The sequence below is a fragment of the Mycobacterium shunyiense genome, from assembly GCF_058270075.1.
Genome location: NZ_JBZDPU010000040.1, coordinates 82,943 through 107,598, shown reverse-complemented (window position 1 = coordinate 107,598; position 24,656 = coordinate 82,943). Strand labels below are relative to the sequence as shown.

The window sequence follows — 24,656 nt, the reverse complement described above, 5'->3', positions numbered from 1 at the left end:
TCGCTACTCGGCGACTACCCCGCGCAGGCCGTCGGCGCCGTACAGCGGCTCCAGCATCGCCGAGATGTCGGGTCCGCGGCGCAGGCTGTGCCCACCGTCGACACCGATGGACTGACCGGTGATCCAGCCCGCGGCGTCGCTGAGCAGGAATGCCGCCAGGTTGGCGATGTCCTCGACCTCACCGAACCGCGGCATCGGCGTGCAGGCCTTGTAGTCCTCACTGGCAGCCGGCAGCTCGAAAACCGGGCCGACCATCTCGGTGCGGGTCAAACCGGGCCGGATGCTGTTGAACCGCACCGAGGACGGTCCGAGTTCGTCGGCGGCCAGCTTGATCAGATGGTCGAACGCCGCCTTGCTCACACCGTAAGCACCGAACCAGCGGTGGGTGTTGGTCGACGCGATCGACGAGATGCCGACGAACGACCCGCCACCGCCGCGGACCATTTCCCGACCCGCGTGCTTGATCAGGTACATCGTCCCGTTGACATTCAGATCGACGGTCTGGCGCCACAATTCGGAATCGATCTGGGTGATCGGACCGATGGTCAGCGACCCACCGGCACTGTGCACCACACCGTGCAGTCGGCCGTGCCAGGCAGTGGCGGCGTCGACCGCACGGCGGACCTCGTCCTCGTTGGTGACATCGGCGGGTTCGTAGCGCACCTCACCACCAGCGACTCCTGCGTTCAATTCGTCCGCAGCCGCACTCAGCTTGTCGGCATTGCGCCCGATCAACAGGGCGTTGCCACCGGCGGCGACGATGGCCGCCGCGGCACCCTTGCCGATTCCGCTGCCGCCTCCGGTGACCAGGTACGTGCGATCCTTCAACGACAGTTCCATTTGCGTCATCCTTATGGTGTATCTCGCCGGGCCGGCTTCGGGGCCCCCAAGGTCCGCCAGTCGGGAACATCGGGCGGCATTCCCACCGGCCAGCGGTTCTCGTTCACCGACGCCCAGTGCGCGTGCCCCAGCTCGTGAATGTGGAACGCATGACGCAGCGCCTCGGTGAAGCCCATCGCGTCGCTGGCCGCGTTGACGGAGTCCTTGACCAACAGGGCCGCCATCGTCGGCCGCTCGGCGATGCGGCGGGCGAATTCCAGTGTCTTGTCTTCGAGTTCGTCGCGTGCGAAGACCTTGGACACCATGCCCAACCGGTACGCCTCATCGGCGTCGATCGAATCACCGGTCAGCAGTAGCTCTTTGGCCTTGCGGGCGCCGAACTCCCACGGGTGGGCGTAGTACTCGACGCCCGGCATCCCCATACGAACCCCGACGACGTCGCTGAACTTGGCGTCGTCGGCAGCCACGATCAGGTCGCAGGCCCAGATCAGCATCAGTGCCGCCGAGATCGCGTTGCCCTGCACCTGGGCGATGGTGATCTTGCGCAGATCACGCCACCGCCGGGTGTTCTCGAAGTAGAAGTGCCACTCCTGCAGGTAGGTTCGCTCAGTGACGCCGGCGGCGGTGGCACCGTGGGATCGGAACGTCGGGTGCTGAGTCGGCCCGGGCGCGCGCTCGGCCAACGCCTCTTCGGAACCGAGGTCATGGCCGGCCGAGAAGTTCTTGCCACGCGCGGCCAGGATCACCACACGGACTGCATCGTCGGCCTCGGCCCGGCCGAATGCCTCGTCGAGTTGCACCAGCAGGGTCCGCGACTGGGCGTTCTGCGCATTCGGACGGTTCAGCCAGATCCTGGCGATGCGCCCGTCATCGAGTGTCTCGTATTCGACCTGAGGCGTTGCCTCATCGGGATCGGCCATATCGGACCACCTCTTAGTCAAGGTAAGTAAGTTACGAACTGCACATTACGTGTATCACGTAACCCGGCTCACACCGGGATCACAGCTACCGCTCAGCAGCTTCACAGCACGTGGCTCGGCATGACTGCACCACAATCGCAGTGACAGCCATTTCCCCTTGTAGAGCGTAAAATATCCAACGCAGGACGACTTCACGGATCACCGTGGTCGGATCACCGAGGCCGGGTAACCAGCAAACCTTTTCAGGCCCTGAAGAGAAAGCACGCCAATGGCTATCTTCCCGTCCGGCTTCCCGGCCGGCTTCCCGGCCGGCCCCCGCCGTTTCGTCGTCGCGGCCGGCATCGCCGCAGCCATCGCCGCGGCCCCTGCCCTGACGGTGCTGTCGATGCCCTCCCAGTCGCTGGCCTCGTGCCCCAACGGCGAAACCGAGGACACGTTCACCAACGTGTGCGTACCCGACATCGTGCCGAACTCCCCCGGCAACTTCAGCAGCGTCGCAGGCAACCCCAACCTGCCCGCCGTGAACATGCCCGGCGGGGGCGGTGCCATCCCGTGCACCGGCGCGAACTCGGGTGAGTGCATCGGCCTGGCCGAAGAGCAGCAGTCCGAGGGACCCCAGCCGGTTCCGCAGTCGACGGTCGGCAGCAGCCCGACCGTGCACGGTTCCATCGGCTGACACAGCACGGCTCCAGACACCGCACAGTAAACCCTCAGCAGTCCTAGACTGCTGAGGTGAAATCAGTTGTCGTGCCCGCCGTACTGTCCGGCGTCGGCTGTGCGCTGCTCCTGTGGCTCGGCGCGCCGGTCGCACAAGCAACCTGCACCTCCGGCGAGGAGGAGGACGTGTACACGACGACCTGCACCCCGTACCTGGTGCCGAATTCACCGTCCCCGTTCAGCGGCATCCCCGGCAATCCGGACATGCCTGCGGTGGACCTGCCCGGCGGAGGCGGCGCCATCCCGTGCACCGGCCACAACGCCGGCGAGTGCATCGGTCTGGCCGAGGAAGACGAGGCCGAGGGACCGCAACCCATTCCGCGCTCGACCATCAGCGCCAGCCCTTAGCACTTCCGAGGGTTGCCAGCTACCGCATAGAAGCAGTGCAGATTTTTCCCAGCTTCCTTAGAATCCCTGCAACGAACAATCGAATAACTAGAGAAAGCGTGACGATGGCGACCTTCCCGATCTCGATGCGACGTCTGATCTTTGCCGGCGGATTTGCAGTCGCTGCGGCCGCCGCCCCGGCGATCGCCGCGTTCTCCGTACCCGTGTCCGCCGGCCCGGCGATCGCCTGCCCGACGGGCGAAGAGGAAGACCTCTACACCAACATGTGCGTCCCGCACACCGTGCCGAACTCCCCCGGCAACTTCAGCAGCATCGCGGGCAACCCCAACCTGCCGGCCGTGAACGAGCCCGGTGGCGGCGGCTCCATCCCCTGCACCGGCGCCAACACCGGCGAATGCATCGGCCTGGCCGAAGAGCAGCAGTCCGAGGGACCCCAGCCGGTGCCGGAGTCGACCGTCGGCAGCAGCCCGACCGTGCACGGTTCCATCGGCTGATGGCATGCGGCGACCCGGGCTCTCCGGGTCGCCTACAGTTATGTCATGCCTGCGAAAACTGATACCGCCGACATCGACGACGTCGAACCCCTCGCCGACAGCACCGCCAGCCAGGCTCGCCGCGTCGTAGCGACCTACGCCACCGACGCCGACGAGTGCCGCATGTTCCTGTCGATGCTCGGCATTGGGCCCTCGAAGACCGAGGCGTAATGAGTCCGGAGGCCGGCCCGCCGGCCGCCTCCGGTAACTCCGACTTCGTCGTGGTCGCCAACCGGCTGCCCATCGACATGGAGCGGTTGCCGGATGGCAGCACGACCTGGAAGCGCAGTCCCGGCGGCCTTGTCACCGCGCTGGAGCCGCTGCTGCGTAAACGCCGCGGCGCGTGGATCGGCTGGGCGGGTGTCCCCGACAGCGGCGAGGAGCCGATCGTCGAGGAGGACCTGCAGCTCTACCCGGTGGAGCTGTCCGCGCAGGACGTCGCGGATTACTACGAGGGGTTCTCGAACGCCACCCTGTGGCCGCTCTACCACGACCTCATCGTCAAGCCCGTGTACCACCGCAAGTGGTGGGACAGCTACGTCGACGTGAACCGGCGTTTCGCCGAGGCCACGGCCCGGGCAGCGGCCCACGGCGCGACGGTCTGGATCCAGGATTACCAGCTGCAGCTCGTCCCCAAGATGCTGCGCATGCTGCGTCCCGACCTCACCATCGGCTTCTTCCTCCACATCCCGTTCCCGCCCGTCGAACTGTTCATGCAGATGCCGTGGCGCACCGAGATCGTCGAGGGCCTGCTCGGAGCCGACCTGGTCGGATTCCACCTGGCCGGGGGCGCACAGAACTTCCTGGTCCTGGCCCGCCGCCTGGTCGGCGCCAATACCTCACGCGCATCGATCGGGGTCCGCTCGCGCTTCGGTGAGGTCTCCTACGGGTTCCGCACGGTCAAGGTCGGCGCTTTCCCCATCTCGATAGATTCGGCTGATCTGGACGCCAAGGCCCGCAACCGATCGGTGCGCCAACGCGCCCGGCAGATTCGCGCTGAGCTCGGCAATCCGCGCAAGATCCTGCTCGGCGTCGACCGGCTCGACTACACCAAGGGCATCGACGTCCGGCTGCGAGCCTTCACCGAACTGCTCGAAGAGGACCGGATCAAACGCGACGACACCGTTCTGATCCAGCTGGCCACACCGAGCCGCGAGCGGGTCGAGAGCTATATCGCGATGCGCGAGGACATCGAGCGGCAGGTCGGCCACATCAACGGTGAATACGGTGAGGTGGGGCATCCGCTGGTGCACTACCTGCACCGGCCGGTGCCACGCGATGAGCTCATCGCGTTCTTCGTCGCAGCCGACGTCATGCTGGTCACCCCGCTACGCGACGGCATGAACCTGGTGGCCAAGGAGTACGTGGCGTGCCGCAGTGACCTCGGCGGCGCGTTGGTGCTGTCGGAGTTCACCGGGGCGGCGGCCGAGCTGCGTCAGGCCTACCTGACCAACCCGCACGATCTCGAAGGCGTCAAGGATGCCATCGAGGCGGCGCTGGAGCAGAGCCCCGAGGAGGGCAGGCGCCGGATGCGTGCGCTGCGCCGCCAGGTGCTGGCGCATGATGTGGACCGTTGGGCGCGCGCGTTTTTAGCCGCGCTCGGAAGCGCGAATTCAGCCTGAGCGCCGGCCGGCGCGCGAATTCCTTGAGCGCCGGCCCGCTTCGGGTCAGGTGACTAGATCGGGTTGATCGCGTTGATCAGCCAGTTCCCGCCGATCTTGCGGTAATCGACCTTCAGTCGGCTGCCGTCATAGAGCGGTTGGCGGGACTGGTCGGTCACGGTGCGGTTCATGTACACCATGACGGACCCCGAATCACGCTGCGCCGTCATGACACCGATGCCGACGACGCTGATCTGCACCACCAGCTGACGCTTGCGTGCCTCGGGGATCACCTTGGCGGTGGCGTCCTTCTCGAACTGCTGCCGGAAGTCCGGGGCGAGCAGCGGGTACGTCTCCATCAGGCTGCGCTCGACGGTCTGATAGTCGTAACCGAACACTTTCGGGATCTGTTCGGCGGCCAGCGCAGGGAGTTCGGTCCTGGCCGTCTCCTGACCCTGCTGCGCCACGCGGTTCCAGTACAGCGAGCCACCTACGGCGGCCAACCCGACGAAGGCCGTCGTCAACAGGCCGATCAGGAGGGCAGTGAGTTTAGAGCGCATCAGTTTCCGCCGTCGGGGTACTTGAGGTCGTATCCGGTCATGTGCCCGTTGTCGTCCTCGTGCACGATCACCCGCAGCCGGTACGGGCGAGTCGGCGAATTGACGCCGTCCACGTCGGTGACCGTGACACGCACCGCCACCAGTACCGAGGCATTCCGGGCGATCTCGTCGACCTTCTCCAGCGCCGCGCCGTTGATCACAGCCTCCGAGCTGGCGTTGGTGTCGCGGAACAACGCCTTGAGGTTGTCGGCGTTGTTGCCCTGGCTCATCATGTCGCGCAGGGGGCCGCTGGTGCCGTCGATGAAGCGGTTGACGCTTTCGTCGATCGTGTCCTGGGTGTAGCTGAACATGTTGATCACGGTCTGCTTGCCGGTGTCGACGAAGCTCTCGTCGCGGGCCTGCAGGGCATCGACCGCATGTTGCTGATCGCGCATGACATAGGCCAGCGCACCCAGCGCAGCGGTCCCCAGACCCAAAGTCAGTGCTGCCACCAGGGCCACCAGGGTGCGGTGGGCGCGCCGCCGGGGCGGCGCCTTGAGCGGTGTCGGCTGCGAGGCCCTGGCCGCCGCCTTGGTGGAAGGCTCCACCAAAGGCACGGTCTGGGTCACCTCGCCTGCCGTCCCGGCCCCGGTCGGGCCGGCCGCCCTTGACGCGCGCCTACGGACCGGCCTCGTATTCGAGGCGGTTTCTTCGATCATCAAGCCTGCCTTGGATCCAACATCAGGTCTACCCAGGTCTCCGCTGGCGCCAGTTTGTCGGCGCCGGCTGCGTACACGCCGGTGCCTCCGTCGGCGTCGGCGAAGACCCCACTGTGCTGATCGTAGGTGCCCGTCATCGGTGCGCTGGCCAGAGGTGGTGCCTCGGCCGGCAACGGCGCTTCCGGAGCCGGCGCCGGAGCCGGGGCTGCCGGAGCCCCGGGAGGCGTCCGGCCGTACGGCGGCACGATCTGGTCCGGCGGTGCGAAGTACGGCCACGGCGGAGGCGGTGTGCCCGGCTTGTTCGGCGGCACCGGCAGCGGGAACGGCGCGTGCGGCGCGGGGCCCGGGCCGGGTTCGACCCCGGGTGGCAACTGCACGACGGGCGGGCCCGGATCCGGATCCACCTGCGGCGGGATGTTCGGGAACTTGTTGGGCGGCAGGATGTTACGCCCGTCCTCGATCGGCGTGCCGTACGGAACCGGCGGGCCGCGCCACGGGTTGCTGCCCACCGGCACATAGCCCTTGGGATCGCGGCACAGCTGGATGGTGGGCGCCCGCTTTCCGGGGAACTCCATGCACGGGTAGTTGCGCGCACCACGCACCACCGCCGGGTCGTTCTGTGCGGTCTTGCAGTACAGATCGGACGGCAGCTCACGCAGCGTCTCGTCGGCCGGAGATCGGATCTGGGTCGGCGGGACGAACCCGGTCAAGCAGGGCGGCGCGTCCCCGAGGTCGATCTTGAAGTCCAGCTTGGCGCCCTCGTCGGCAGGTGCCCCGCCGGCGACCGTGCTCAGCGCCGCCATCAGTGCCGGGAAGATCACCAGCGCCTGCTCGAGGGACTTGCTGTAGATCACCCCGATGCGGCCGAAGTTCGCCAGGTTCGCCGCCAGCACCGGGAAGGTCGGCCGGATACCGCTGAATGCGGTGTTGGCCGCCTCGGTGGTGCCCGGAACGGTCTTGAGGGTGGCGCGCAGCTGCGGATCGGCCTTGTTCACCTCACCGGTGAACCGGGCCAGCCCGTCGGCCAGCGAGCGGATGTTGTCGCCGCTACGCATCTGGGCTTCCAGGAACGGCCCGGCCTGGTCGATCAGCTGAGTGGTCTCGCCGTAGTTGGCGTTGGCCTCGTCGATCAGCAGACGTGAGGATTGGATCAACCGGGCGAGTTCGGGCCCCGACCCGTTGAACGCCTTGAACGTCTCACGCAGCAGATCCTGCAGCCGGCTGTTGCCGATACTGCTGACCAGTGTGTCGGCTTCGTGCAGCATCCCTGCGATGTCCTGGCCGACCCGGGTGTTGTCCTGCTCGATGGTGGCGCCGTTGCGCAGCTTGTTGGTCGACGGTGACTCCGGCGGGATCAGGTCGATGTACTGCTCGCCGACGGCCGAGACACTCTTGACCGTGGCGATGACGTTGTCGGGTATCGCCGTGTTGCTGTTGAGCTGCATCTTGGCGACCACGCCGTCGGGTGCCAGGCCTACGGAATCCACCCGGCCGACCGTGACGCCACGGTAGGTGACGTTGGCGTTCTGGTAGATCCCGCCACCGGCCAGGAAGTTGGCGTTGACGTGGTAGGTGCCGATACCCACCGCAGCGGGCAGGTGCAGATAGAACAGCGAGATGGCACCCACGGTGAGGATGGTGACGACCCCGAAGATCATCAGCTGCATACGGGTGAGCCGGTCGATCATCTACGGCTTCTCCTCGTGCTGGGTCGCAGTTCCGGCCGGGATCTTGAACGGATCGGCCGCCTGGCCGGACAAGTTGGCCATCGCCCCGGTCAGGAAGTCCGGCGGATTGATCACCTCGTTGAGGTGCTGCATGTTCGGGTCGAAGGCTCCGGTCGTGAAGATCGACTCACCGAACCGCCGCAGGGTCAGGTCGAAGGTGACGTAGACGTTCAGGTAGTCGCCTCGCACCGCCTGGCGCAGATACTTGTAGTGGAACGGGAAGGTCGGCAGGAACTCCAGGTCCTTGATGAAGTCGTCGGCGTTGTCGTTGAACGCCTTGATCACCGGATAGAGATCCTTGAGATCGGCCGCAAAATCGTCCTTGGTCTGCGACAGGATCCGCGAGCCGACCTGGGCGAAGCTGCGCAGCGCGGTGAACGCGTCGACGATGTTGGACCGGTTGTCGTTGAGCACCTTGAGCGCGCCGGGCAGGGTGTCGAGTGTGCGGCCCAGGCTGTCCTGGCTGCGGGCCAGGATCGACGCGAACCGGTTCAGCCCGTCCGCGGCCGCGATGATGTCGTTGGTCTGCCGGTCCAGTGACGCGGTCAGCTCGGCCAGCCGCGGGATGAGATCGGCGAAGGTTCCGGCCCGTCCGGCGACGGCCGCGTAGGCCTCATCGGTGATGTCTTGCAGCGCACCGAGATTGCCCTTGTTGACCACCATGCCCAGCGAGGAGAGCACTTCCTCGGTGGTCGGATAACGGTCGGTCTGGGACAGCGAGATGTTGGAACCCTGGGCCAGTCGCCCCTCGGCCGGTTGATCGACAGGTTCGGACAGCTCGATGTGCTGGGAGCCGAGTAGCGAGGTCTGGGCAACGCGCGCAACGGCATTCGCCGGGAGCTTCACGTCACCGTTCAGCGACAGTTGCAGCGCCGCATAGAAGGTGCCGTCCTGACGCTGGACCGCATCCACACCCGACACGCTGCCGACGGTGACGTCGTCGACCATCACCGGCGAGTTCTGCGGCAGGGTCGCCACGTCGGGCAACTGCACCGTGACGGTGTAGGAGCCGGACCCGTGCCCGGCGGTACCGGGCATGTTCAGCGAGTTGAGACCGCCGAACTGGCAGCCGGCCAGCAGCATGGCGCCACTGCCGATCGCCAGGGTGCGACTGCCGATGCGGGATGCCTTACCCCTCAATGCTTTACCCCTCATCATCCGCCGGCACCAGCCTCAGCGGGTGCGGGCGCGGCCACGGGTCCCGGCGCGGGCGCAGGTCCTGGCGCGGGCCCGACTCCGGTTCCAGGTGCCGGCGCGGGTGCATCCGGCGGCAGGATCAACGAGCTCAGCGTCGCGTCCGGCGGGATCTGCGGCGGCGTGACGCCGGGTGCGTTCTGCCACTGCAGGTAAGGCACCGGCGTCTCCGACTTCGCTTCGGTTTCGGGGGTGTCGTACTGGATCTGGCCCTTGTAGGCGGTGATGGTGTTGACCGGATGGAACAACACCGGTGGGTAGTTCATCGTGATGCGGCGCAGGACCGGACCCATTCGCTGCCGGCAGATCTCGGCGCGTTTGTAGTTGTCCGGGGTCGAGCCGGTGTCGAAGTTGCCACCGCACAGGAACTGCACCGGGTTGGCAAAGTTTGGCAGCGACAACAGACCACCGACGGTGCCCTGCGCCGGGTTGTAGATGTTGTAGAAGTTCGCCAGGCCGTTGGGCGTGACGTGGAGGATCTGCTCGATGTCGTCACTGTGGTCGGTGAGAATCTGGGTGAAGTCGGCCAGCTTGCCCACCTGGGCGATCAGCGCCTCGTTGTTCTCGTTCAGGAATCCGCGGACGTCGCCGAGTGCCTGATTGAGCGTGCCCAGTGTCTGGTCGAGCCCGCTGGAGCTGTCGGCCAGCACCTGCGACACCGACGCCACGTGATTGGTGAACTGCACGATCTGTTCGTTGCTGTTGGACAGCGCGTCGACCAGAATCTGCAGGTTCTTCACCGTGCCGAACAGATCGGTCCGCGAATCACCCAGCCGGCCGGCGGTTTGGGACAACTCACGCAACGCATTGCGGAACGAGTCGCCGTTGCCGTCGAACGTGGTCGCGGCCTGGTCGACGAACGCCGCGATCGGCCCCTGCACCGAATTGGCCTGCGGTCCGAGTTGCGAACTGAGCTGGGTGAGTTGCTCCTTGACCTCGTCCCATTCGACGGGCACGCCGGTGCGGTCGAGTCCGATCGACGCGCCGTCGGCGATCACGTCGCCCTCCGTGTAGGCGGGGGTCAACTGAATGAATCTGGCCGACACCAGGTTCGGCGACAGGATCAGCGCCTTCGCGTCGGCGGGCACCTTGACGCCGCGGTCGAGGGTCATCTCGATCTTGACATCCGAGGGCCGCGGTTCGATGGAGTCGATCGTGCCCACCGGCACGCCGACGATCCGCACCTCGTCGCCCGGGTACAACCCGACGGCGTTGGTGAAGTACGCGGTGAGCTTGGGGCCGGTGCGTGACGGCCACACCTGGTAGACGCCGACGGCCAGGACCGCCAGCAGCACCACGGCCAGTGCGATACGCATCCACCGGTTGCGGCCGGATGACGGATTCTGTTGGGTCATGGCGATTTCGGCCTAACGATCACTCGCTCGGAAATGTAGCCGCGCAACATATCGGACAGGCTGTCGGGCAGCTTGCCCGGTTGGAAGTAGGTGTCCAGCAGTACCTCGGACATCGCTGCCGGCGGCAGGCCGTACAGGTTGATGTTGAAGCCGGGGCCGTTACCGACCACCTCGCCGAGCGCGGTGGCATAGCCCGGCAACCGCTTGAGCGCCTCACCGATGTGCTCGCGCCGTTCCAGCAGGTTGTCCATCACCAGATTGAGCTTCTCCAGCGCCGGTTTGAATTCCTTGCGGTTGTCCGCGACGAATCCCGAAAGCTGGTGCGACACATCGTCGATGCCGGCGATCAGGTTACTCAGCGCCTGCCGGCGCTCATCGAGTGCGGCGAACAGCTGATTGCCGTCGTTCAGCAGCTGGTTGACCTGCCCGGCGCGGTTGGCCAGGAGATCCGACACCCGCTTGGCGTGGGTCAACAGCCCCTCGAGGGCCTCGTCCCGCTTGTTGATGGTGCGGGACAGGTTCGTGACGCCGTCCAGGGCACCGCGCAACTGCGGGGTGGCGTCGCGCAACGTGTCGGTCAGTGTCTGCAGCGCCTGCTCGAACTTCGGCTTGTCCAACTCGCTGACGTTCTGCCCGAGGTCCTGCAGCGCAGTGTTCAGCGTGTACGGAGTCGTGGTGCGTCCCAAGGGGATAACCGTCGACGTACCTACACCCTTCGGGGTCACCGAAAGCGACTTCTGGCCGAGCACCGTATCGGTCTTGATCGCCACCAGCGACTGATCGCCGACTTTGATGTTGCGGTCCACGGTGAATTTGACCTTGGCCGAGTCACCGGCCAAGGCGATGTCGGTGACCTTGCCGACCGTGATGCCCGAGATGTTGACGTCGTTGCCCGGAGAGATCCCACCGGCATCACTGAAGTAGGCCTCGAACTGCTTGCCCTGCGGGAAGAACGGCAGGCCGGTGTAACCGAATGACACCAGCACCAGGCATGCCACCACAAAGATGCCGAGGATCCCGGTGCGCACGGGATTCGACTCGCGCGAACTAGCCATTGGTCGGCGCACACCTCCCCTTGGATGGGTCCGGCGGACCGCCGAACGGAATCAGGATGTCGCTGCCTGCCGGTCCGTTGACCTTCAACCGAACCGAGCAGTAGAAGATGTTGAAGAACGAGCCATAGGCACCGAGTGCGTTGAGCCGCAGGTAGTTCTCGGCCAGCGGCTCAATGACCTTGTTGATGTCGCCCTTCCGCTCGTCCATGCGCTGCGCCAGCGGCCGGGCATTCTCGATGACCCCCTGCAGCGGGCGGCGGGACTTCTCCAGCATGTCGGTCAGATCGTTCTCGGCCGAGGCCAGGGGTGCGATCGCGCCGGCGATCGGATCGCGTCCCTCGGACAGACCGGTGATCAGCTTCTGCAACTCGTCGACGCTGGTGTCGAACTGCGAGCCCTTCTCGTCCACCGTGCTCAGCACGGTGTTGAGGTTGGTGATGACGTCGCCGATGAGCTGATCGCGGGCGGCCAGGTTCTGGGTGAAGGCGCTCGTGCTGGTCAGCATGTTCGCCAACGCGCCGCCCTGGCCCTGAAGCATCTCGATCACCGCGTTGGAGATCTCGTTTACCTTCGCGCCGTCCAGACCCTTGAGCACGGGCCGCAATCCGCCCAGCAGCGCGTCGAGGTCCAGGGCCGGCTGGGTGTTCTGTGCCGGGATCGTCCCGCCGGGCGCCAGCTTGCGCAGTTCCCCTGGGCCCGAGGTGATTTCCAGGAAACGATCACCTACGAGGTTCAGGTAGCGCACCTTGGCCTGGCTCGAGGTGTAGAGCTGGTACCGCTTGTTGACGTCGAACGCGACGTCGACGGTGTTGTCGTCGTTCAGCTTCACGTCGTGGACCTTGCCCACGGGAACGCCGGCGATGCGGACGTCCTGCCCGGCCTTCAGCCGCGACGCCTCGCTGAACGTGGCGTGGTAGCTGTTGGCCGAGGCGAAGCGGAACTCGCCGAAGACCACCACCAGCATGGCCGCCACCAACAGCATCGCCACAGTGAAGATGCCGACCTTGAGCATGGTCCGGTCAGTACCTGCGCCGGTCGCCATCAGAATCGGTCCCTTTCTGCGAAAGCACCGTTGAACAGGAACTGCAGGGTCGCCGGCGCGTCGAACTGCACCTCGGTGTTCGGCTGGAACGGCACGTACGCGTTGTCGGTGACCACGAACGGGGCGCGGTACCAGCTGCCGCCGAACTGCTTGGTGGGCACGTCGGGAAGGCCGCGGCAGTTCGGCCCGCCGGAGGCGTTCACCATCGGCAGGCTCTCCGGATAGGTGTACGCCGGGGACCCGGGCAGGAAGTTGGAGTTGACGTACAGGCCGGGCCGGATACCGCCGATGATCGGGGCGAACCGGTCGACACCGATGGACACACCGCGCAGGAGACAGCCGAATTCCGGCGAATAATCTCCGGCCACCTTCAGCGGTGCACGCAACCGCTGGATCGCCGCGATGTAGTCGTCGGCCGCGGGCTCCAGAGTGGCGGTGCCGTTGTTGGCCAGCCCGGTCGCCGACAGCAGCGTGGCGTTGAGGTTGGTCTTCTCGTCCACGATGGTCTTGTTCAGCGCGGGCACGTTGTCGATGATCCGGGCCAGATCTGGGCCGGCGTCGCCGTAGATGTTGGCGACCACCGCGGCCTTGGCGAAGTCCTCCTGCAGCGTCGGCAACTTCGGGTTCAGTTGCTGCAGGTAGGAATTCAAGCCCGACAAGGCCGCACCCGCATCGTCGCCGTGGCCCCGCAGGCCCTCACCGAGTGCTGACAGCGTGGCGTTCAGGCTGACCGGGTCGATCTTGTTGAGCACATCCGACAGCGTCTGAAAAAGGGTGTTGACCTCCAGCTGCACGTCCTTGGCGGCCACCGTGCTGCCCGGCCGAAGCGAGCCCTCCGGCTTGTCCGGCGCCAGGAACTCCACCGACTTGGCGCCGAAGATCGTGTTGCCGGCGATCCGCACGGTGGCGTTGGACGGGATGTAGCGCATCTCGCCGCGCTTGATGGACAGCGTCAGCTTCGCCTCGTGGCCGGCGTACGCGATCTCGGAGACCTTGCCGATCTGGATGCCGCGGTACTTCACCTTGGCGTCGCGCTCCATCACCAGGCCCGCCCGCGGCGCAGTCAGGCTGACGGTGTCGGTCGGCGTGAATGCCGCTGTGTAGGACAGGTAGGTGAACACCACCGCGGCGGCCACGATCGCCGCCAGGATCGCGGCCGCGATCCTCACATGCCTGCGGTGCTTGGAGGTTGCGTCTGACATCGCCGCCTACCCGGAGAGATTGAAGTTGCCGGACGCGCCGTAGACGGCCAGGGAGATGAACAGGGTGATCGTGACGACCACGATCAGGGAGGTGCGCACGGCCTGACCGACCGCGATACCCACGCCGACCGGCCCGCCGGAGGCGTTGTAGCCGTAATAGGTGTGCACCAGCATCACCGCGATGGCCATCACGATCGCCTGGAGGAAGGACCACAGCAGGTCGCTGGGTATCAGGAAGGTGTTGAAGTAGTGGTCGTACAGGCCGGCCGACTGCCCGTTGATGAACACGGTGGTGAACCGTGCTGCGAAGAATGCGGCGAGTACCGACAGCGAGTACAGCGGAACGATCGCGATCAGCCCGGCCAGCAACCGGGTGGAGACCAGATAGGACACCGCGTGGACCGCCATCGCTTCGACGGCGTCGATCTCCTCGGCCACCCGCATCGCGCCGAGCTGGGCGGTGGCGCCTGCGCCGATCGTGGCGGCCAGGGCGATGCCGGCGATCACGGGTGCCACGATGCGCACGTTGAGGAATGCCGAGAGGAAGCCGGTCAGGGCCTCGATGCCGATGTTGCCCAGCGACGAGTAGCCCTGAACCGCGATGACACCGCCCGAGGCCAGGGTGAGGAAGGCCGCGACACCGACGGTGCCACCGATCATCACCAACGCGCCTGCGCCCATGGTCATCTCGGCTACCAGGCGGATGGTCTCCTTGCGGTAGCGGTTGACCGCGTTGGGCAGGTACCGCATCGTCTCGCCGTAGAACAGTGCCTGCTCGCCGATGTTGTCGACGGTCTTGGGCACGCCCCGGAACAGCCGCCGGAAGCGGAGGGTGGCGTCATAACTCATCGGACAAGCACCCGAACCCCGATAGCCGTCATGATCACGTTGATCACGAACAGGCAGATGAAGGCGTAGACCACCGTTTCGTTCACTGCGTTACCGACACCCTTCGGGCCTCCTTTGACGGTCAACCCGCGGTAGCAGCCGACCAGGCCGGCCACCACGCCGAACAGCAGTGCCTTGATCTCGGCCAGCACGAGCTCGCCGAGCCCGGTCAGCACGGTCAGTCCGTTGATGAAAGCTCCGGGGTTCACGCCCTGGAGAAATACCGAGAAGGCATAGCCGCCGGCGATGCCGATCGCACACACCAAACCGTTGAGCAGCAGCGCGACGAACATCGACGCGAGCACACGGGGCACCACCAGGCGCTGGATCGGATCGATGCCCAGCACCCGCATCGCGTCGATCTCCTCGCGAATGGTGCGGGCGCCGAGGTCGGCGCAGATCGCGGTGGCACCTGCACCGGCCACCACCAGCACCGTCACGACGGGGCCGAGCTGGGTGATGGTGCCGAAGGCGGTGCCGGCGCCGGACAGATCGGCCGCACCGATCTCGCGAAGAAGAATGTTGAGCGTGAACGCGACCAGAACCGTGAACGGGATGGCGACCAGCAGGGTCGGCACGAGCGAGACCCGGGCGATCATCCAGGTTTGATCCAGGAACTCTTTGAACTGGAACGGTCGACGGAACATCTTGGCGAAGGTGTCCAAGGACATCTCGACGAAGCCGCCCACGGCCCGGGCCGGAACCGCAAGCTGTTCGATCAACCTGGGCTCCGTTCTCGGGGTACTTCGGATGGGGAAATTTTGCGGAAACTCGCGTTAGCGAAAAATTGACGGCCACATGTCGTGGCTGCCCTCCCACCCCTTGGTCTTAGTGCGCTCTTAGTGAGCCGGATCATATTAACTAGAACATGTTCGCACTGTCAAAGAATTCAAAATATTAGCTTCAACAGCGGTTTTCCCAGCTCAGGACATGTTAGGCCGACTATCAACTGAAACACGTTTCAGTTGCGTTGAGCGACCTCCAACGAGACTGTCAGTCTCGTGAAGCCATCAGCTCGGTGGCTGAGAATCCACGCGTCCGGTCACGATCAGCAAAGTAGTCGTGCAGTGTCCCGCTGAGGTCTGCGGCGTTCCAGGCGTCGGAGTCTGCAGTGAAGTGCTTCTCGGCGGTGGGCGGCGCGACCAACGTGACAGTTGGACCATAGACGATGAACAGCTGAGCGTTCACAGCTTCGGAGGCCGGAGCGGCCAGGAAACGTACCAGCGTGACGACATGGTCGGTCGACAGCGGGTCGATCTGCCCTTCGGCCCCGTCGGGCGCGTCGCCGAAGACGCCTGCGGTCATGGCGGTGCGGGCCCGCGGCGCGATCGCGTTGGCCCGCACGCCGAAGCGTTCCAGGGCCCGGGCGGCCGACACGGTCAGGGCAGTGATGCCCGCCTTGGCGGCGCCGTAGTTGGGCTGGCCGACCGGGCCCGACAGCCCGGCCTCCGACGAGGTGTTGATGATCCGGCCGTAGACCGTCCCGTCCCCCGCCTTGGCCTTGTTGCGCCAGTAGACGGCGGCATTGCGGGTCAGCAGGAAGTGGCCGCGCAGGTGCACGGCGATGACCGCGTCCCACTCCTCGTCGCTCATGTTGAACAGGATCCGGTCGCGGGTGATGCCCGCGTTGTTGACGACGATGCCCAGGCCACCCAGCCCGTCGGCGGTCGCGACCAGCTCATCGGCGGTCGAGCGCGCACTGATGTCTCCGGCTACCGCGACGCCCTTGGCGCCGGCGGCAGCGATCTCGTCGAGGACGTCAGAGCCCTCCAGCGCGGCGGCCATGTCGTTGACCACCACGGTCGCCCCGGCCTTGGCCAGGCCGATGGCTTCGGCGCGGCCCAGGCCCGCTGCAGCGCCGGTGACCACGGCCACTTTTCCGGACAGATCGATCTGAGCGTCGTCGGTCATTTATGAATACCTCTAGTCTTTTCGGATCAGGGCTGCACGGGGGCATTCGGCGATGGACTGCTCGGCCAGATCCTCCTGGTCGGCAGGCACCGGATCGGACTTGACCACGGCATAGTCGTCGTCGTCAAGATCGAACAAATCGGGGGCAATACCCACGCAGACCGCATTACCTTCACAGCGGTCACGGTCAACTTCTACTCGCATGGCGACCTCCTCACGACGTGTGCGCACACGGGGCTGCGTGCGTGCAGCCACAGAATACGACCACACCTGACGGATACCGGTCAGGCACCGGCCTGGATCCTAAGACTAGAACGTGTTACAACCAGGTGAGAACGCAGGTCTATCAAGCAGTGAGGATGCAGCGCAATGCGGATCGGTTACACCCCCGAGCAGGAGGAGCTGCGCCGCGAGTTGCGCGCGTACTTCTCCAAGTTGATGACACCCGAACGGGTTGAGGCACTCAGCTCGTCCGAAGGCGAGATGGGACGCGGCAACATCTACCGCGAGACCGTCGCGCAGATGGGCAAGGACGGCTGGCTGACGCTGAACTGGCCCGAGGAGTACGGCGGCCAGGCGCGTACGCCCATGGAGTCGCTGATCTTCACCGACGAGGCCGCGATCGCCGGTGCGCCGGTGCCGTTCCTGACGATCAACAGCGTCGCGCCGACGATCATGCACTTCGGCACCGATGAGCAGAAGAAGTTCTTCCTGCCCAAGATCGCCGCGGGTGAGCTGCACTTCTCCATCGGCTACTCCGAGCCCGGCGCGGGCACCGACCTGGCGGCGCTGCGCACCACGGCCGTCCGCGACGGTGACGACTACGTGGTCAACGGCCAGAAGATGTGGACGTCGCTGATCGCCTACGCCGACTACGTCTGGCTCGCGGTGCGCACCAATCCCGAGGCCAAGAAGCACCGCGGCATCTCGATGCTGATCATGCCGACGACGGCCGAGGGCTTCTCCTGGACCCCGGTGCACACCATGTCGGGTGTGGATACCAGCGCCACCTACTACCAGGACGTGCGCATCCCGGTCACCAACCTGGTCGGCGAGGAGAACGCCGGCTGGAAGCTGGTGACCAATCAGCTCAATCATGAGCGGGTGGCTCTCGTTTCTTCGCAGCCGATCTACGTCGCGCTGGACGGGGTCCGCGAGTGGGCCCAGAACACCAAGGACGTGCACGGCAAGCGGGTCATCGACTCGGAGTGGGTGCAGCTCAACCTGGCCCGGGTGCACGCCAAGGCAGAGGTGCTCAAGCTGATCAACTGGGAGCTGGCCTCTGCCCAGGACGAGGCTCCTTCTCCGGCGGATGCGTCGGCGGCCAAGGTGTACGGCACCGAGCTGGCCACCGAGGCCTACCGCCTGCTGATGGAGGTGCTGGGCACGGCGGCCACGCTGCGCCCGGACAGCAAGGGCGCGCTCCTGCGTGGCCGCATCGAGCGGTTCCACCGGTCGGCGCTGATCCTGACCTTCGGCGGCGGCACCAACGAGATTCAGCGTGACATCATCGGCATGGTCGCTTTGGGCCTGCCCAGGGTCAACCGGTAAGGACGGCACACCAATGGATTTCAAGACGACCGAAGAGGCCACCGACCTGGGTGGCCTGGTGCGCACGATCACCGAATCGGTGTGCACACCCGAACGTCAGCGTGAGCTCGACGGGCTCGAGCAGCGGTTCGACGCCAATCTGTGGGCCAAGCTGGTCGAGGCCGATGTGCTGTCGGCGGCGGCTCCCGAATCGGTGGGCGGCGGTGGTCTCGGCGTGCTCGAGCAGACCGCCGTGCTGACGGCGCTCGGCCGCCAGCTGGCTGCCGTGCCCTACGTGGACTCGGTGGTACTGGGCGCGGGCGCGCTGGCCACGTTCGGATCCGAGGAACTGCGCACCCAGTGGGCCGCGCCCGCGGTGTCCGGCAACAAGATCCTCACTGTCGCCCTGGACGGCGAAATGGGCCAGGGACCGGTACAGGCTCAAGCTGACGACGCGGGATACAAACTCACCGGTACCCGCACCCAGGTGCACTACGGGCCGATCGCCGACGCGTTCCTGGTTCCGGCCGAAACCGATTCCGGAGTCAGCGTTTTTCTGGTGTCCGGGGATGATCCCGGTGTGACGGTCAGCCTGCTCAGCACCACCGGCAAGGGCAGCGTGGCCCTGCTGGAGCTCGAGGGCACCACGGTGGACGCCGCGCGCGTCGTCGGCGGTGCCGAAGTCGCCGATTGGCTGACCACGCATGCGGCGTTGGCCCGCACCGCGTTCCAACTCGGCGTGCTGGAACGCGCGCTGGAGCTCACCTCCGAGTACGCCCGCGAGCGCGAGCAGTTCGACCGGCCGATCGGCAGCTTCCAAGCTGTCTCGTCACGGCTGGCCGACGGCTACATCGACGTGAAGGGCCTGCGCCTGACACTGACCCAGGCGGCGTGGCGGCTGTCCGAGGATCTGCCCGCCGACATCGATGTCGCCAGTGCGGCGTTCTGGGCTGCCGAGGCGGGCCACCGCGTCGCGCATACCGCGGTGCACGTGCACGGCGGTGTCGGTATCGACATGGACCACCCGGTGCACCGGTACTTCCTGGCCGCCAAGCAGACCGAGTTCAACCTCGGCGGGGCGACCGGGCAGTTGCTGCGCATCGGCCGCGAACTCGCGGACACGCCGGTCTAAGGATGGGGGGTCCAACCGCAGGCCCGACGGTCACCGAGCTGCTGGTCCCGCTGGCACAGGTCACTGACCGTGGCCTCTACCAAGAGGATTCGTTCGTCAGCTGGGCCGACCACATCGCCGCCGGTGCACAACTGGCCGCGGCGCTGCGGGCCCGGTTGGGCCCCTCCAAACCCCCGCATGTCGGGGCACTGCTCGGCAACACCACGTTTTTCTCCAGCCTGCTGGTGGCCGCGGGCCTGGACGGGCTGGTCCCCGTCGGGCTCAACCAGACCCGCCGCGGCGAGGCGCTGGCCCGCGACATCGCCAAGGCCGATTGTCAGCTCGTCCTGGCCGACAATCCGGACGCGGTCCCGCCCGGGGTGGATTTCATCGACGTCGAATCCGAAGACTGGGCAGCCGAACTCGCGTCGTATCGGGACACCCCGGTGACGTTCGCCGATCTGTCGGCCGACGACCTTTTCATGCTCATCTTCACCTCGGGAACCAGCGGGGATCCCAAGGCGGTACGGGTCACCCACGACAAGGTGGCGTTCCCGGGCCGGATGCTGGCCGACCGCTTCGAGCTTGGTCCGGCCGACACCGTGTACCTCTCGATGCCGCTGTTCCACTCCAACGCGATCATGGCGGGCTGGGCCGTCGCCGCCGCGGCCGGTGCGTCGATTGCGTTGCGGCGCAAGTTCTCCGCATCCGGTTTCATGCCGGACATCCGGCGCTTCGGTGCCACCTATGCCAACTACGTCGGCAAGCCGCTGTCCTACATCCTGGCCACCGAACCTGCGCCGGACGACGCGGACAATCCGTTGCGGATCCTCTACGGCAACGAGGGTGCGCCGCGGGACCTGAGCCGGTTCGCCGAGCGATTCGGCGTGACGGTGGTCGACGGGTTCGGTTCCAGCGAGGGCGGTGTCGCGATCGCCCGCACGCCCGACACCCCCGAAGGCGCCCTGGGCCCACTCACCGACCAGGTGGCGATCGTGGATGTGGACACGGGTGAACCGTGCCCGCCCGGGGTGGTCGGCGAGTTGGTAAACCCGACCGGCGCGGGTTGGTTCCGCGGCTACTACAACGATCCCGACGCCGAAGCGGACCGCATGGCCGGCGGCGTCTACCACACGGGCGATCTGGCCTACCTCGACGAGGACGGGTATGCGCACTTCGCCGGACGGCTCGGCGACTGGATGCGGGTGGACGGCGAGAACCTGGGAACCGCGCCGATCGAACGAATCCTGTTGCGCTACCCCGATGTCGCCGAGGTGGCGGTGTATCCGATCCCCGACCCCGATGTGGGTGATCAGGTGATGGCTGCGCTGGTGCTGACGGCAGGCACGCCGTTCGACCCGCAGAAGTTCAGCGCCTTCCTGGCCGAGCAGTCCGATCTGGGCCCCAAACAGTGGCCGTCGTATGTGCGGATCGGCGATGCGCTGCCACGCACCGAGACGTTCAAGGTGATCAAGCGGCAGTTGACGGCCGAGGGCACCGACTGCGCCGACCCGGTCTGGCCGATCTCCCGCTAGCCACGCACCACGCAGCGGGTGCCGCCGATGTACACCGTCGGCATGCATTTCTGGCAGTGCACACACAGTCCCGCGGTCGCCGAGCCCTCGGCAAACCTGTTGACCAGGGCTGGATCTCGCAGCAGTGCCCGACCCATCGCGACGAACTCGAATCCCTCGTCCACGGCCGCCTGCACGGTGGCCAGCTCGTTGACGCCGCCCAGCAGGATCAACGGCATGGTCAGTGCCGCGCGGAACTGCCGAGCCAGCGGCAGGAAGTACGCCTCTTCGAAGGGATAGGTCTTGAACAGCCTCGAGCCGAGTACCCGTAGACCCAGCCCCACCGCCTTCGGCTGGCAGGCGATGAACTCGTCGATCGGGACCTCGCCCCGGAAGTAGTACATCGGGTTCTGCAGCGAGCTGCCACCGGTCAGTTGCAGGGCGTCCAGATGACCGTCGGCCTGCAGCAATTTCGCCGTGGGCAGACTGTCGGTGAGCCAGAAGCCGCGGCGCACACCGTCATCCATGTTGAATTTCGCGGTCACCGCGACGGAATGGCCGACCTCGCCGCGGACCCGCTCGGCGACGCGGCGGGCCAGTTCTGCGCGTCCGGCGGTGCTGCCGCCGTAGATGTCGTGGCGTTTGTTGAGGCCGGGGCTGAAGAACGAGCTCAGCAGGTAGCCGTGACCCATGTGGATCTCGACGGCGTCGAACCCCGCCTCGACAGCGTTGCGCGCGGCCGTGCCGAATTGGTCGACCACGGTGTCGAGCTGTTCCGTTGTGGCCGCCTTCACCAGTCCCATTGCCGGCGCACTGATCCTGGTGCTCGGCGCGAGCGAGGGTGTGCGGTTGGACAGCGTGTTGGCGACCAAACCAGCGTGTCCGATCTGGGCGCAGACCAGTGCGCCCTCTCGGTGCACCGCGTCGGTCAGTCGCCCCAGCGCAGGCACCGCGTCGGTGTTGAGGATGACGGTGTCGCGATGCACCCGGCCACCCGGCGAGATCGCGCAGTAGGCAACCGTGGTCATCGCCGCGCCGCCGCGGGCCACCTCGGTGTGGAAGTCGATCAGGTCATCGGTGACCTGGCCACGCGGCATGACTCCCTCGAACGTCGCGGCCTTGATGAACCTGTTCTTGAGGGTCAACGGCCCCAGCTGCATCGGCGTGAACGGTTTCGATACCATTGGCATCGAAACAACGTAGCAGGCAAACGGGAGACGGATCATGCACATCGCAGTGACCGGAGGCACCGGCTATCTCGGGGCCCACACCGTTCGGGGCCTGCTGGCCGCCGGGCATCGGATCCGCCTACTGGTCGCACCGGGCTGCGGCGACGACGAGGTGATCGGACACCTAGCCGCCATGGGCGAAATGTCGGTGCTGGAGGGCGATATCCGCGACGGGGAAACCGTCGGGAAGCTGCTCTCGGGCTGCGACGCTCTGATCCACGCCGCAGGCATCGTCGGCACCGACCGCCGCCGCGAACAGCTGATGTGGGAGATCAACGCGCACGCGACCGAGGCCGTGCTGAACCGCGCCGTCGAGGCCGGGCTCGACCCCATCGTCTCGGTCAGCAGCTACAGCTCACTGTTCCCACCACCCAACGGGGTGATCTCCGCCGACACCCCACCCGCGCCGGGCCGCAGCCCCTACGCCCAGACCAAGGCCTATGCCGATCGGGTGGCCCGACGGTTGCAGGACGACGGCGCCCCGGTCGTGGTCACCTACCCGTCGAGCGTGGTGGGCCCGGCGTTCTTCACCGCCGCCGGGGTCACCGAGCGCGGCTGGGCACCGATCGCCAAGGCTGGTGTGGCACCGCGGATGACCGGTGGCATGCAGATGATCGACGTGCGCGACGTCGCGCTCGTCCACGAGCGGCTGATGGTGTCGGGGCTCGGCCCCAGACGCTATGTCTGCGGCGGTGTGATGGTGTCGTTCAACGAGATGATCGATGTGCTCGAGCAGGGCCGAGGACACAGGATCCGCCGGATTCCGGTGCCGGGCGGACTGTTCCGCGGTATCGGCTGGTTGTCCGATTTGGTCGGTGGGGTACTGCCGCTCGGTGACGGGATCAGCTACGAGGCAGCGACGCTGCTGACCGCTGCCACCCCGACCGACGACAAGAGCACGCTCACCGACCTCGATATCGAGGCCTGGCGTTCACCTCAGGCCGCCATGCTGGCGTCATTCGGCCGGTGACACCCCGAGGGCATGGCTGAGCAGGCGCACCAGGTGCTCCTGCAGTTCGGGCGAATCGTCGTCGGTCGCCACCGTGGTCGTGAACAACGCCGCCCCAGCCGCCATGGAAAGCACAGCCTTCGCGTCCGATTCGGTCCCGTATCCTCTGGCGGCGAACATCTCGATCGCAGGTCCGCTGAACCCGTCCCACAACGCCTTACGCAACGCGGCGTTCTCCCTCAGGGCCAGCAGCAGCCCCGGCACGGCCTCGCTCACGTCCGGGCGACTGAACAGCTGATGACTGCCACGCACCACCCAGTCGATCCAGCCCGCCAGGTCGGTGCCGGAAAACGGTGACATGTCGGGTGATTCGCCGAGGATCGCGTGCAGCACCAGCTCGGCCTTCGACGCCCAGCGCCGGTTCAGGCTGGACCTGCCCACCCCGGACCGTACCGCCACCAACCGGACGCTCAGGTCGTCCCAGCCCACTTCGACCAGCAACTCGCGGGTGACCGCGAGCACGCGCTCGTCGATCGACGTGTCGCGTGGTCGGCCGGTCATTCCCCGATTCAACCGCATGGCGGCACGGGTAGCGTCGGCGACGTGGGCTACCGCGAACATGATCCGCCGCCACGCCTGAGCGAACTCGTCGAATGCCGGTGGGTACGCACCGGCCCGGCAGAACCCGGCCGGATTCTGCCCGACGGCTGCATGGACCTGATCCAGATGGACGACACGATCATCGTCGCCGGCCCCGACACCACGGCGTTCATCACTGCAGGCAGTCGGGATCCGGTGCAGGGATTGCGGTTTCGTCCCGGAGTCCTGCCGCGGCTACTGGGCGTCCCAGCCGACGAGCTGCGCAATACGCGGGTCGAACTACGCGAACTCTGCCGGATCGACGAGGGCCGTTCACTCTACGAGCTCACCGAAGCGCTGGCATCGCACCGGCCCCGCACCGAGACCACGCCGTGGCCCTTACCGATGCTTCGTGACGTCACGCGCCGGCTGGCAGCCGGCGAATCGGTCACTGCGACAGCGCGGTACGCCGGATGGTCGAGCCGAACGCTGCAGCGGCAGTGCGTCGCGGTCTACGGATACGGGCCGGCGACGGTGCGCCGCGTCCTCCGGTTCCGTCGCGCGGTCGGGCTGCTCGGCACCGGCGCGAGCTCAAGCGCGGTCGCCATGCGGGCAGGCTATTCCGACCAGCCCCACCTGTACCGCGAGGTCCGCGCGCTGGCGGGCGTCGGATTGCACCAACTACGTCAGTCATCCAGTGCGGCGAACAGGTCCACCGAGGTCCCGTCGGGGTCTTCGACGGTCGCGTAGCGCTGCCCCCACGGCGCGTCGAACGGCTCGAGCGTTCCGAGGTACCCCGCGCCGGTGAGCCGCGCATAGAGCGCGTCGACGTCGGCGGGTGCATCAACCCCGAAAGCCAGGGCCACCCGTCCGGGCGCGGTTGGAGGTGCCCAGCCGGGGTGCATCCCGGCGATCACCTCCTCGGTGTCGAAGGCGAGCCGGTTTCCGCCGGGCAATGCCACCTCGACGTGCGGCCCGTCCGGTTCGGGAACCGCCAGGCCCAGCAGCCGGTAGAAATCCAGGGCTCGTGGCAGGTCTCTCGTGACGATCTCGATGACCGCCGAGTTCAGGTTCAACGCCATACCTGCAGGTTAGGACGCTGGACCGCCCGCAGTCGTGAACAGATCGGACAAGGTGGGCCTTTGTCGGACTG

At 66.5% G+C, this 24,656-nt stretch carries 27 protein-coding genes; 10 read left to right on the top strand and 17 right to left on the bottom strand.

Going from position 1 to position 24,656, the window contains the following annotated elements; genetic code table 11:
• Positions 1–3 precede the first annotated feature (3 nt).
• Both AC4ELH_RS30855 and AC4ELH_RS30850 read right to left on the bottom strand, forming a co-directional pair.
• A complete protein-coding gene (locus AC4ELH_RS30855) occupies positions 4–840 on the bottom strand; it encodes an SDR family oxidoreductase (protein WP_064958850.1) in 837 nt (278 codons plus the stop codon).
• An 11-nt stretch (positions 841–851) separates the two neighbouring features.
• Positions 852–1,760 (bottom strand): enoyl-CoA hydratase, encoded by a 909-nt coding sequence (locus AC4ELH_RS30850; protein ID WP_064884648.1) that lies wholly within the window; start codon positions 1,758–1,760, stop codon positions 852–854.
• A 268-nt stretch (positions 1,761–2,028) separates the two neighbouring features.
• Between AC4ELH_RS30850 and AC4ELH_RS30845 the strand changes: the two genes are divergently transcribed.
• The 5 genes from AC4ELH_RS30845 to AC4ELH_RS30825 all read left to right on the top strand — a co-directional run bounded on the left by AC4ELH_RS30845 (position 2,029) and on the right by AC4ELH_RS30825 (position 4,980).
• Positions 2,029–2,436, top strand: coding sequence for an intersectin-EH binding protein Ibp1 (locus AC4ELH_RS30845; protein ID WP_498888567.1), 408 nt, complete (start codon positions 2,029–2,031; stop codon positions 2,434–2,436).
• A 71-nt stretch (positions 2,437–2,507) separates the two neighbouring features.
• Positions 2,508–2,825, top strand: coding sequence for a hypothetical protein (locus AC4ELH_RS30840; protein WP_082941755.1), 318 nt, complete (start codon positions 2,508–2,510; stop codon positions 2,823–2,825).
• 104 nt (positions 2,826–2,929) lie between these two features.
• The gene (locus tag AC4ELH_RS30835; protein WP_082941754.1) at positions 2,930–3,319 is read left to right on the top strand and encodes an intersectin-EH binding protein Ibp1; all 390 of its coding nucleotides are present in this window, start codon (positions 2,930–2,932) and stop codon (positions 3,317–3,319) included.
• Between the two features lie 45 nt (positions 3,320–3,364).
• Complete coding sequence (locus tag AC4ELH_RS30830; RefSeq protein ID WP_110777506.1) at positions 3,365–3,529, top strand: hypothetical protein; 165 nt, start codon at positions 3,365–3,367, stop codon at positions 3,527–3,529.
• On the top strand, positions 3,529–4,980 hold the full coding sequence (locus AC4ELH_RS30825) for an alpha,alpha-trehalose-phosphate synthase (UDP-forming) (RefSeq protein ID WP_064884642.1): 1,452 nt from the start codon (positions 3,529–3,531) through the stop codon (positions 4,978–4,980). Before AC4ELH_RS30830 ends, AC4ELH_RS30825 begins: the two co-directional genes overlap by 1 nt.
• Before the next feature lie 53 nt (positions 4,981–5,033).
• On the opposite strand, the gene AC4ELH_RS30820 is transcribed toward AC4ELH_RS30825, so the two are convergent.
• The 12 genes from AC4ELH_RS30820 to AC4ELH_RS30765 form a co-directional block, all read right to left on the bottom strand.
• Positions 5,034–5,519 (bottom strand): mammalian cell entry protein, encoded by a 486-nt coding sequence (locus AC4ELH_RS30820; protein ID WP_498888564.1) that lies wholly within the window; start codon positions 5,517–5,519, stop codon positions 5,034–5,036.
• A complete protein-coding gene (locus AC4ELH_RS30815; protein ID WP_448447585.1) occupies positions 5,519–6,217 on the bottom strand; it encodes an Rv1363c family protein in 699 nt (232 codons plus the stop codon). Before AC4ELH_RS30815 ends, AC4ELH_RS30820 begins: the two co-directional genes overlap by 1 nt.
• On the bottom strand, positions 6,217–7,905 hold the full coding sequence (locus AC4ELH_RS30810; protein WP_448447587.1) for an MCE family protein: 1,689 nt from the start codon (positions 7,903–7,905) through the stop codon (positions 6,217–6,219). The genes AC4ELH_RS30815 and AC4ELH_RS30810 overlap by 1 nt, the downstream gene beginning before the upstream one ends.
• Positions 7,906–9,102: an MCE family protein gene (locus AC4ELH_RS30805; protein WP_498888561.1), complete on the bottom strand. Its 1,197-nt coding sequence runs from the start codon at positions 9,100–9,102 to the stop codon at positions 7,906–7,908.
• Positions 9,099–10,493 (bottom strand): virulence factor Mce family protein, encoded by a 1,395-nt coding sequence (locus AC4ELH_RS30800; RefSeq protein ID WP_064958841.1) that lies wholly within the window; start codon positions 10,491–10,493, stop codon positions 9,099–9,101. The genes AC4ELH_RS30805 and AC4ELH_RS30800 overlap by 4 nt, the downstream gene beginning before the upstream one ends.
• Positions 10,490–11,548: a virulence factor Mce family protein gene (locus AC4ELH_RS30795; protein WP_064884631.1), complete on the bottom strand. Its 1,059-nt coding sequence runs from the start codon at positions 11,546–11,548 to the stop codon at positions 10,490–10,492. Before AC4ELH_RS30795 ends, AC4ELH_RS30800 begins: the two co-directional genes overlap by 4 nt.
• The gene (locus tag AC4ELH_RS30790; RefSeq protein WP_064884629.1) at positions 11,541–12,590 is read right to left on the bottom strand and encodes an MCE family protein; all 1,050 of its coding nucleotides are present in this window, start codon (positions 12,588–12,590) and stop codon (positions 11,541–11,543) included. The genes AC4ELH_RS30795 and AC4ELH_RS30790 overlap by 8 nt, the downstream gene beginning before the upstream one ends.
• Positions 12,590–13,792: an MCE family protein gene (locus AC4ELH_RS30785; RefSeq protein ID WP_064884627.1), complete on the bottom strand. Its 1,203-nt coding sequence runs from the start codon at positions 13,790–13,792 to the stop codon at positions 12,590–12,592. Before AC4ELH_RS30785 ends, AC4ELH_RS30790 begins: the two co-directional genes overlap by 1 nt.
• Positions 13,793–13,798: 6 nt before the next feature.
• Positions 13,799–14,641: an ABC transporter permease gene (locus tag AC4ELH_RS30780; RefSeq protein ID WP_064884624.1), complete on the bottom strand. Its 843-nt coding sequence runs from the start codon at positions 14,639–14,641 to the stop codon at positions 13,799–13,801.
• Positions 14,638–15,402: an MlaE family ABC transporter permease gene (locus AC4ELH_RS30775; protein WP_064884622.1), complete on the bottom strand. Its 765-nt coding sequence runs from the start codon at positions 15,400–15,402 to the stop codon at positions 14,638–14,640. The genes AC4ELH_RS30780 and AC4ELH_RS30775 overlap by 4 nt, the downstream gene beginning before the upstream one ends.
• A gap of 271 nt (positions 15,403–15,673) precedes the next feature.
• Complete coding sequence (locus tag AC4ELH_RS30770; RefSeq protein ID WP_064884620.1) at positions 15,674–16,591, bottom strand: 3-oxoacyl-ACP reductase; 918 nt, start codon at positions 16,589–16,591, stop codon at positions 15,674–15,676.
• Positions 16,592–16,603: 12 nt separating this feature from the next.
• Positions 16,604–16,795, bottom strand: a complete 192-nt coding sequence (locus AC4ELH_RS30765; RefSeq protein ID WP_036391771.1) for a ferredoxin — start codon at positions 16,793–16,795, stop codon at positions 16,604–16,606.
• Between the two features lie 165 nt (positions 16,796–16,960).
• Between AC4ELH_RS30765 and AC4ELH_RS30760 the strand changes: the two genes are divergently transcribed.
• From AC4ELH_RS30760 to fadD17, 3 genes are read left to right on the top strand one after another with little or no spacing between them, the layout of a single operon-like run.
• On the top strand, positions 16,961–18,142 hold the full coding sequence (locus AC4ELH_RS30760; protein ID WP_065148027.1) for an acyl-CoA dehydrogenase family protein: 1,182 nt from the start codon (positions 16,961–16,963) through the stop codon (positions 18,140–18,142).
• Between the two features lie 13 nt (positions 18,143–18,155).
• A complete protein-coding gene (locus AC4ELH_RS30755) occupies positions 18,156–19,253 on the top strand; it encodes an acyl-CoA dehydrogenase family protein (protein WP_498888555.1) in 1,098 nt (365 codons plus the stop codon).
• A gap of 2 nt (positions 19,254–19,255) precedes the next feature.
• Complete coding sequence (fadD17, locus tag AC4ELH_RS30750) at positions 19,256–20,767, top strand: long-chain-fatty-acid--CoA ligase FadD17 (protein ID WP_448447595.1); 1,512 nt, start codon at positions 19,256–19,258, stop codon at positions 20,765–20,767.
• Here the strand turns inward: fadD17 and AC4ELH_RS30745 are convergent.
• Positions 20,764–21,930: an NADH:flavin oxidoreductase gene (locus AC4ELH_RS30745; RefSeq protein WP_061262997.1), complete on the bottom strand. Its 1,167-nt coding sequence runs from the start codon at positions 21,928–21,930 to the stop codon at positions 20,764–20,766. The genes fadD17 and AC4ELH_RS30745 overlap by 4 nt on opposite strands.
• Positions 21,931–21,970: 40 nt before the next feature.
• Here AC4ELH_RS30745 and AC4ELH_RS30740 point away from each other — a divergent pair, with 40 nt between their 5' ends.
• Positions 21,971–22,945 carry an NAD-dependent epimerase/dehydratase family protein gene (locus AC4ELH_RS30740; protein ID WP_448447597.1) on the top strand — a complete coding sequence of 325 codons (975 nt, stop codon included), beginning with the start codon at positions 21,971–21,973 and terminating at the stop codon, positions 22,943–22,945.
• On the opposite strand, the gene AC4ELH_RS30735 is transcribed toward AC4ELH_RS30740, so the two are convergent.
• Positions 22,931–23,485 carry a TetR/AcrR family transcriptional regulator gene (locus AC4ELH_RS30735; RefSeq protein ID WP_064884609.1) on the bottom strand — a complete coding sequence of 185 codons (555 nt, stop codon included), beginning with the start codon at positions 23,483–23,485 and terminating at the stop codon, positions 22,931–22,933. The two genes, AC4ELH_RS30740 and AC4ELH_RS30735, sit on opposite strands and share 15 nt — an antisense overlap.
• Before the next feature lie 42 nt (positions 23,486–23,527).
• Here AC4ELH_RS30735 and AC4ELH_RS30730 point away from each other — a divergent pair, with 42 nt between their 5' ends.
• A complete protein-coding gene (locus AC4ELH_RS30730; RefSeq protein ID WP_498888551.1) occupies positions 23,528–24,253 on the top strand; it encodes a DUF6597 domain-containing transcriptional factor in 726 nt (241 codons plus the stop codon).
• Here the strand turns inward: AC4ELH_RS30730 and AC4ELH_RS30725 are convergent.
• On the bottom strand, positions 24,190–24,585 hold the full coding sequence (locus AC4ELH_RS30725) for a VOC family protein (RefSeq protein ID WP_448447601.1): 396 nt from the start codon (positions 24,583–24,585) through the stop codon (positions 24,190–24,192). The two genes, AC4ELH_RS30730 and AC4ELH_RS30725, sit on opposite strands and share 64 nt — an antisense overlap.
• Between the last annotated feature and the right edge of the window lie 71 nt (positions 24,586–24,656).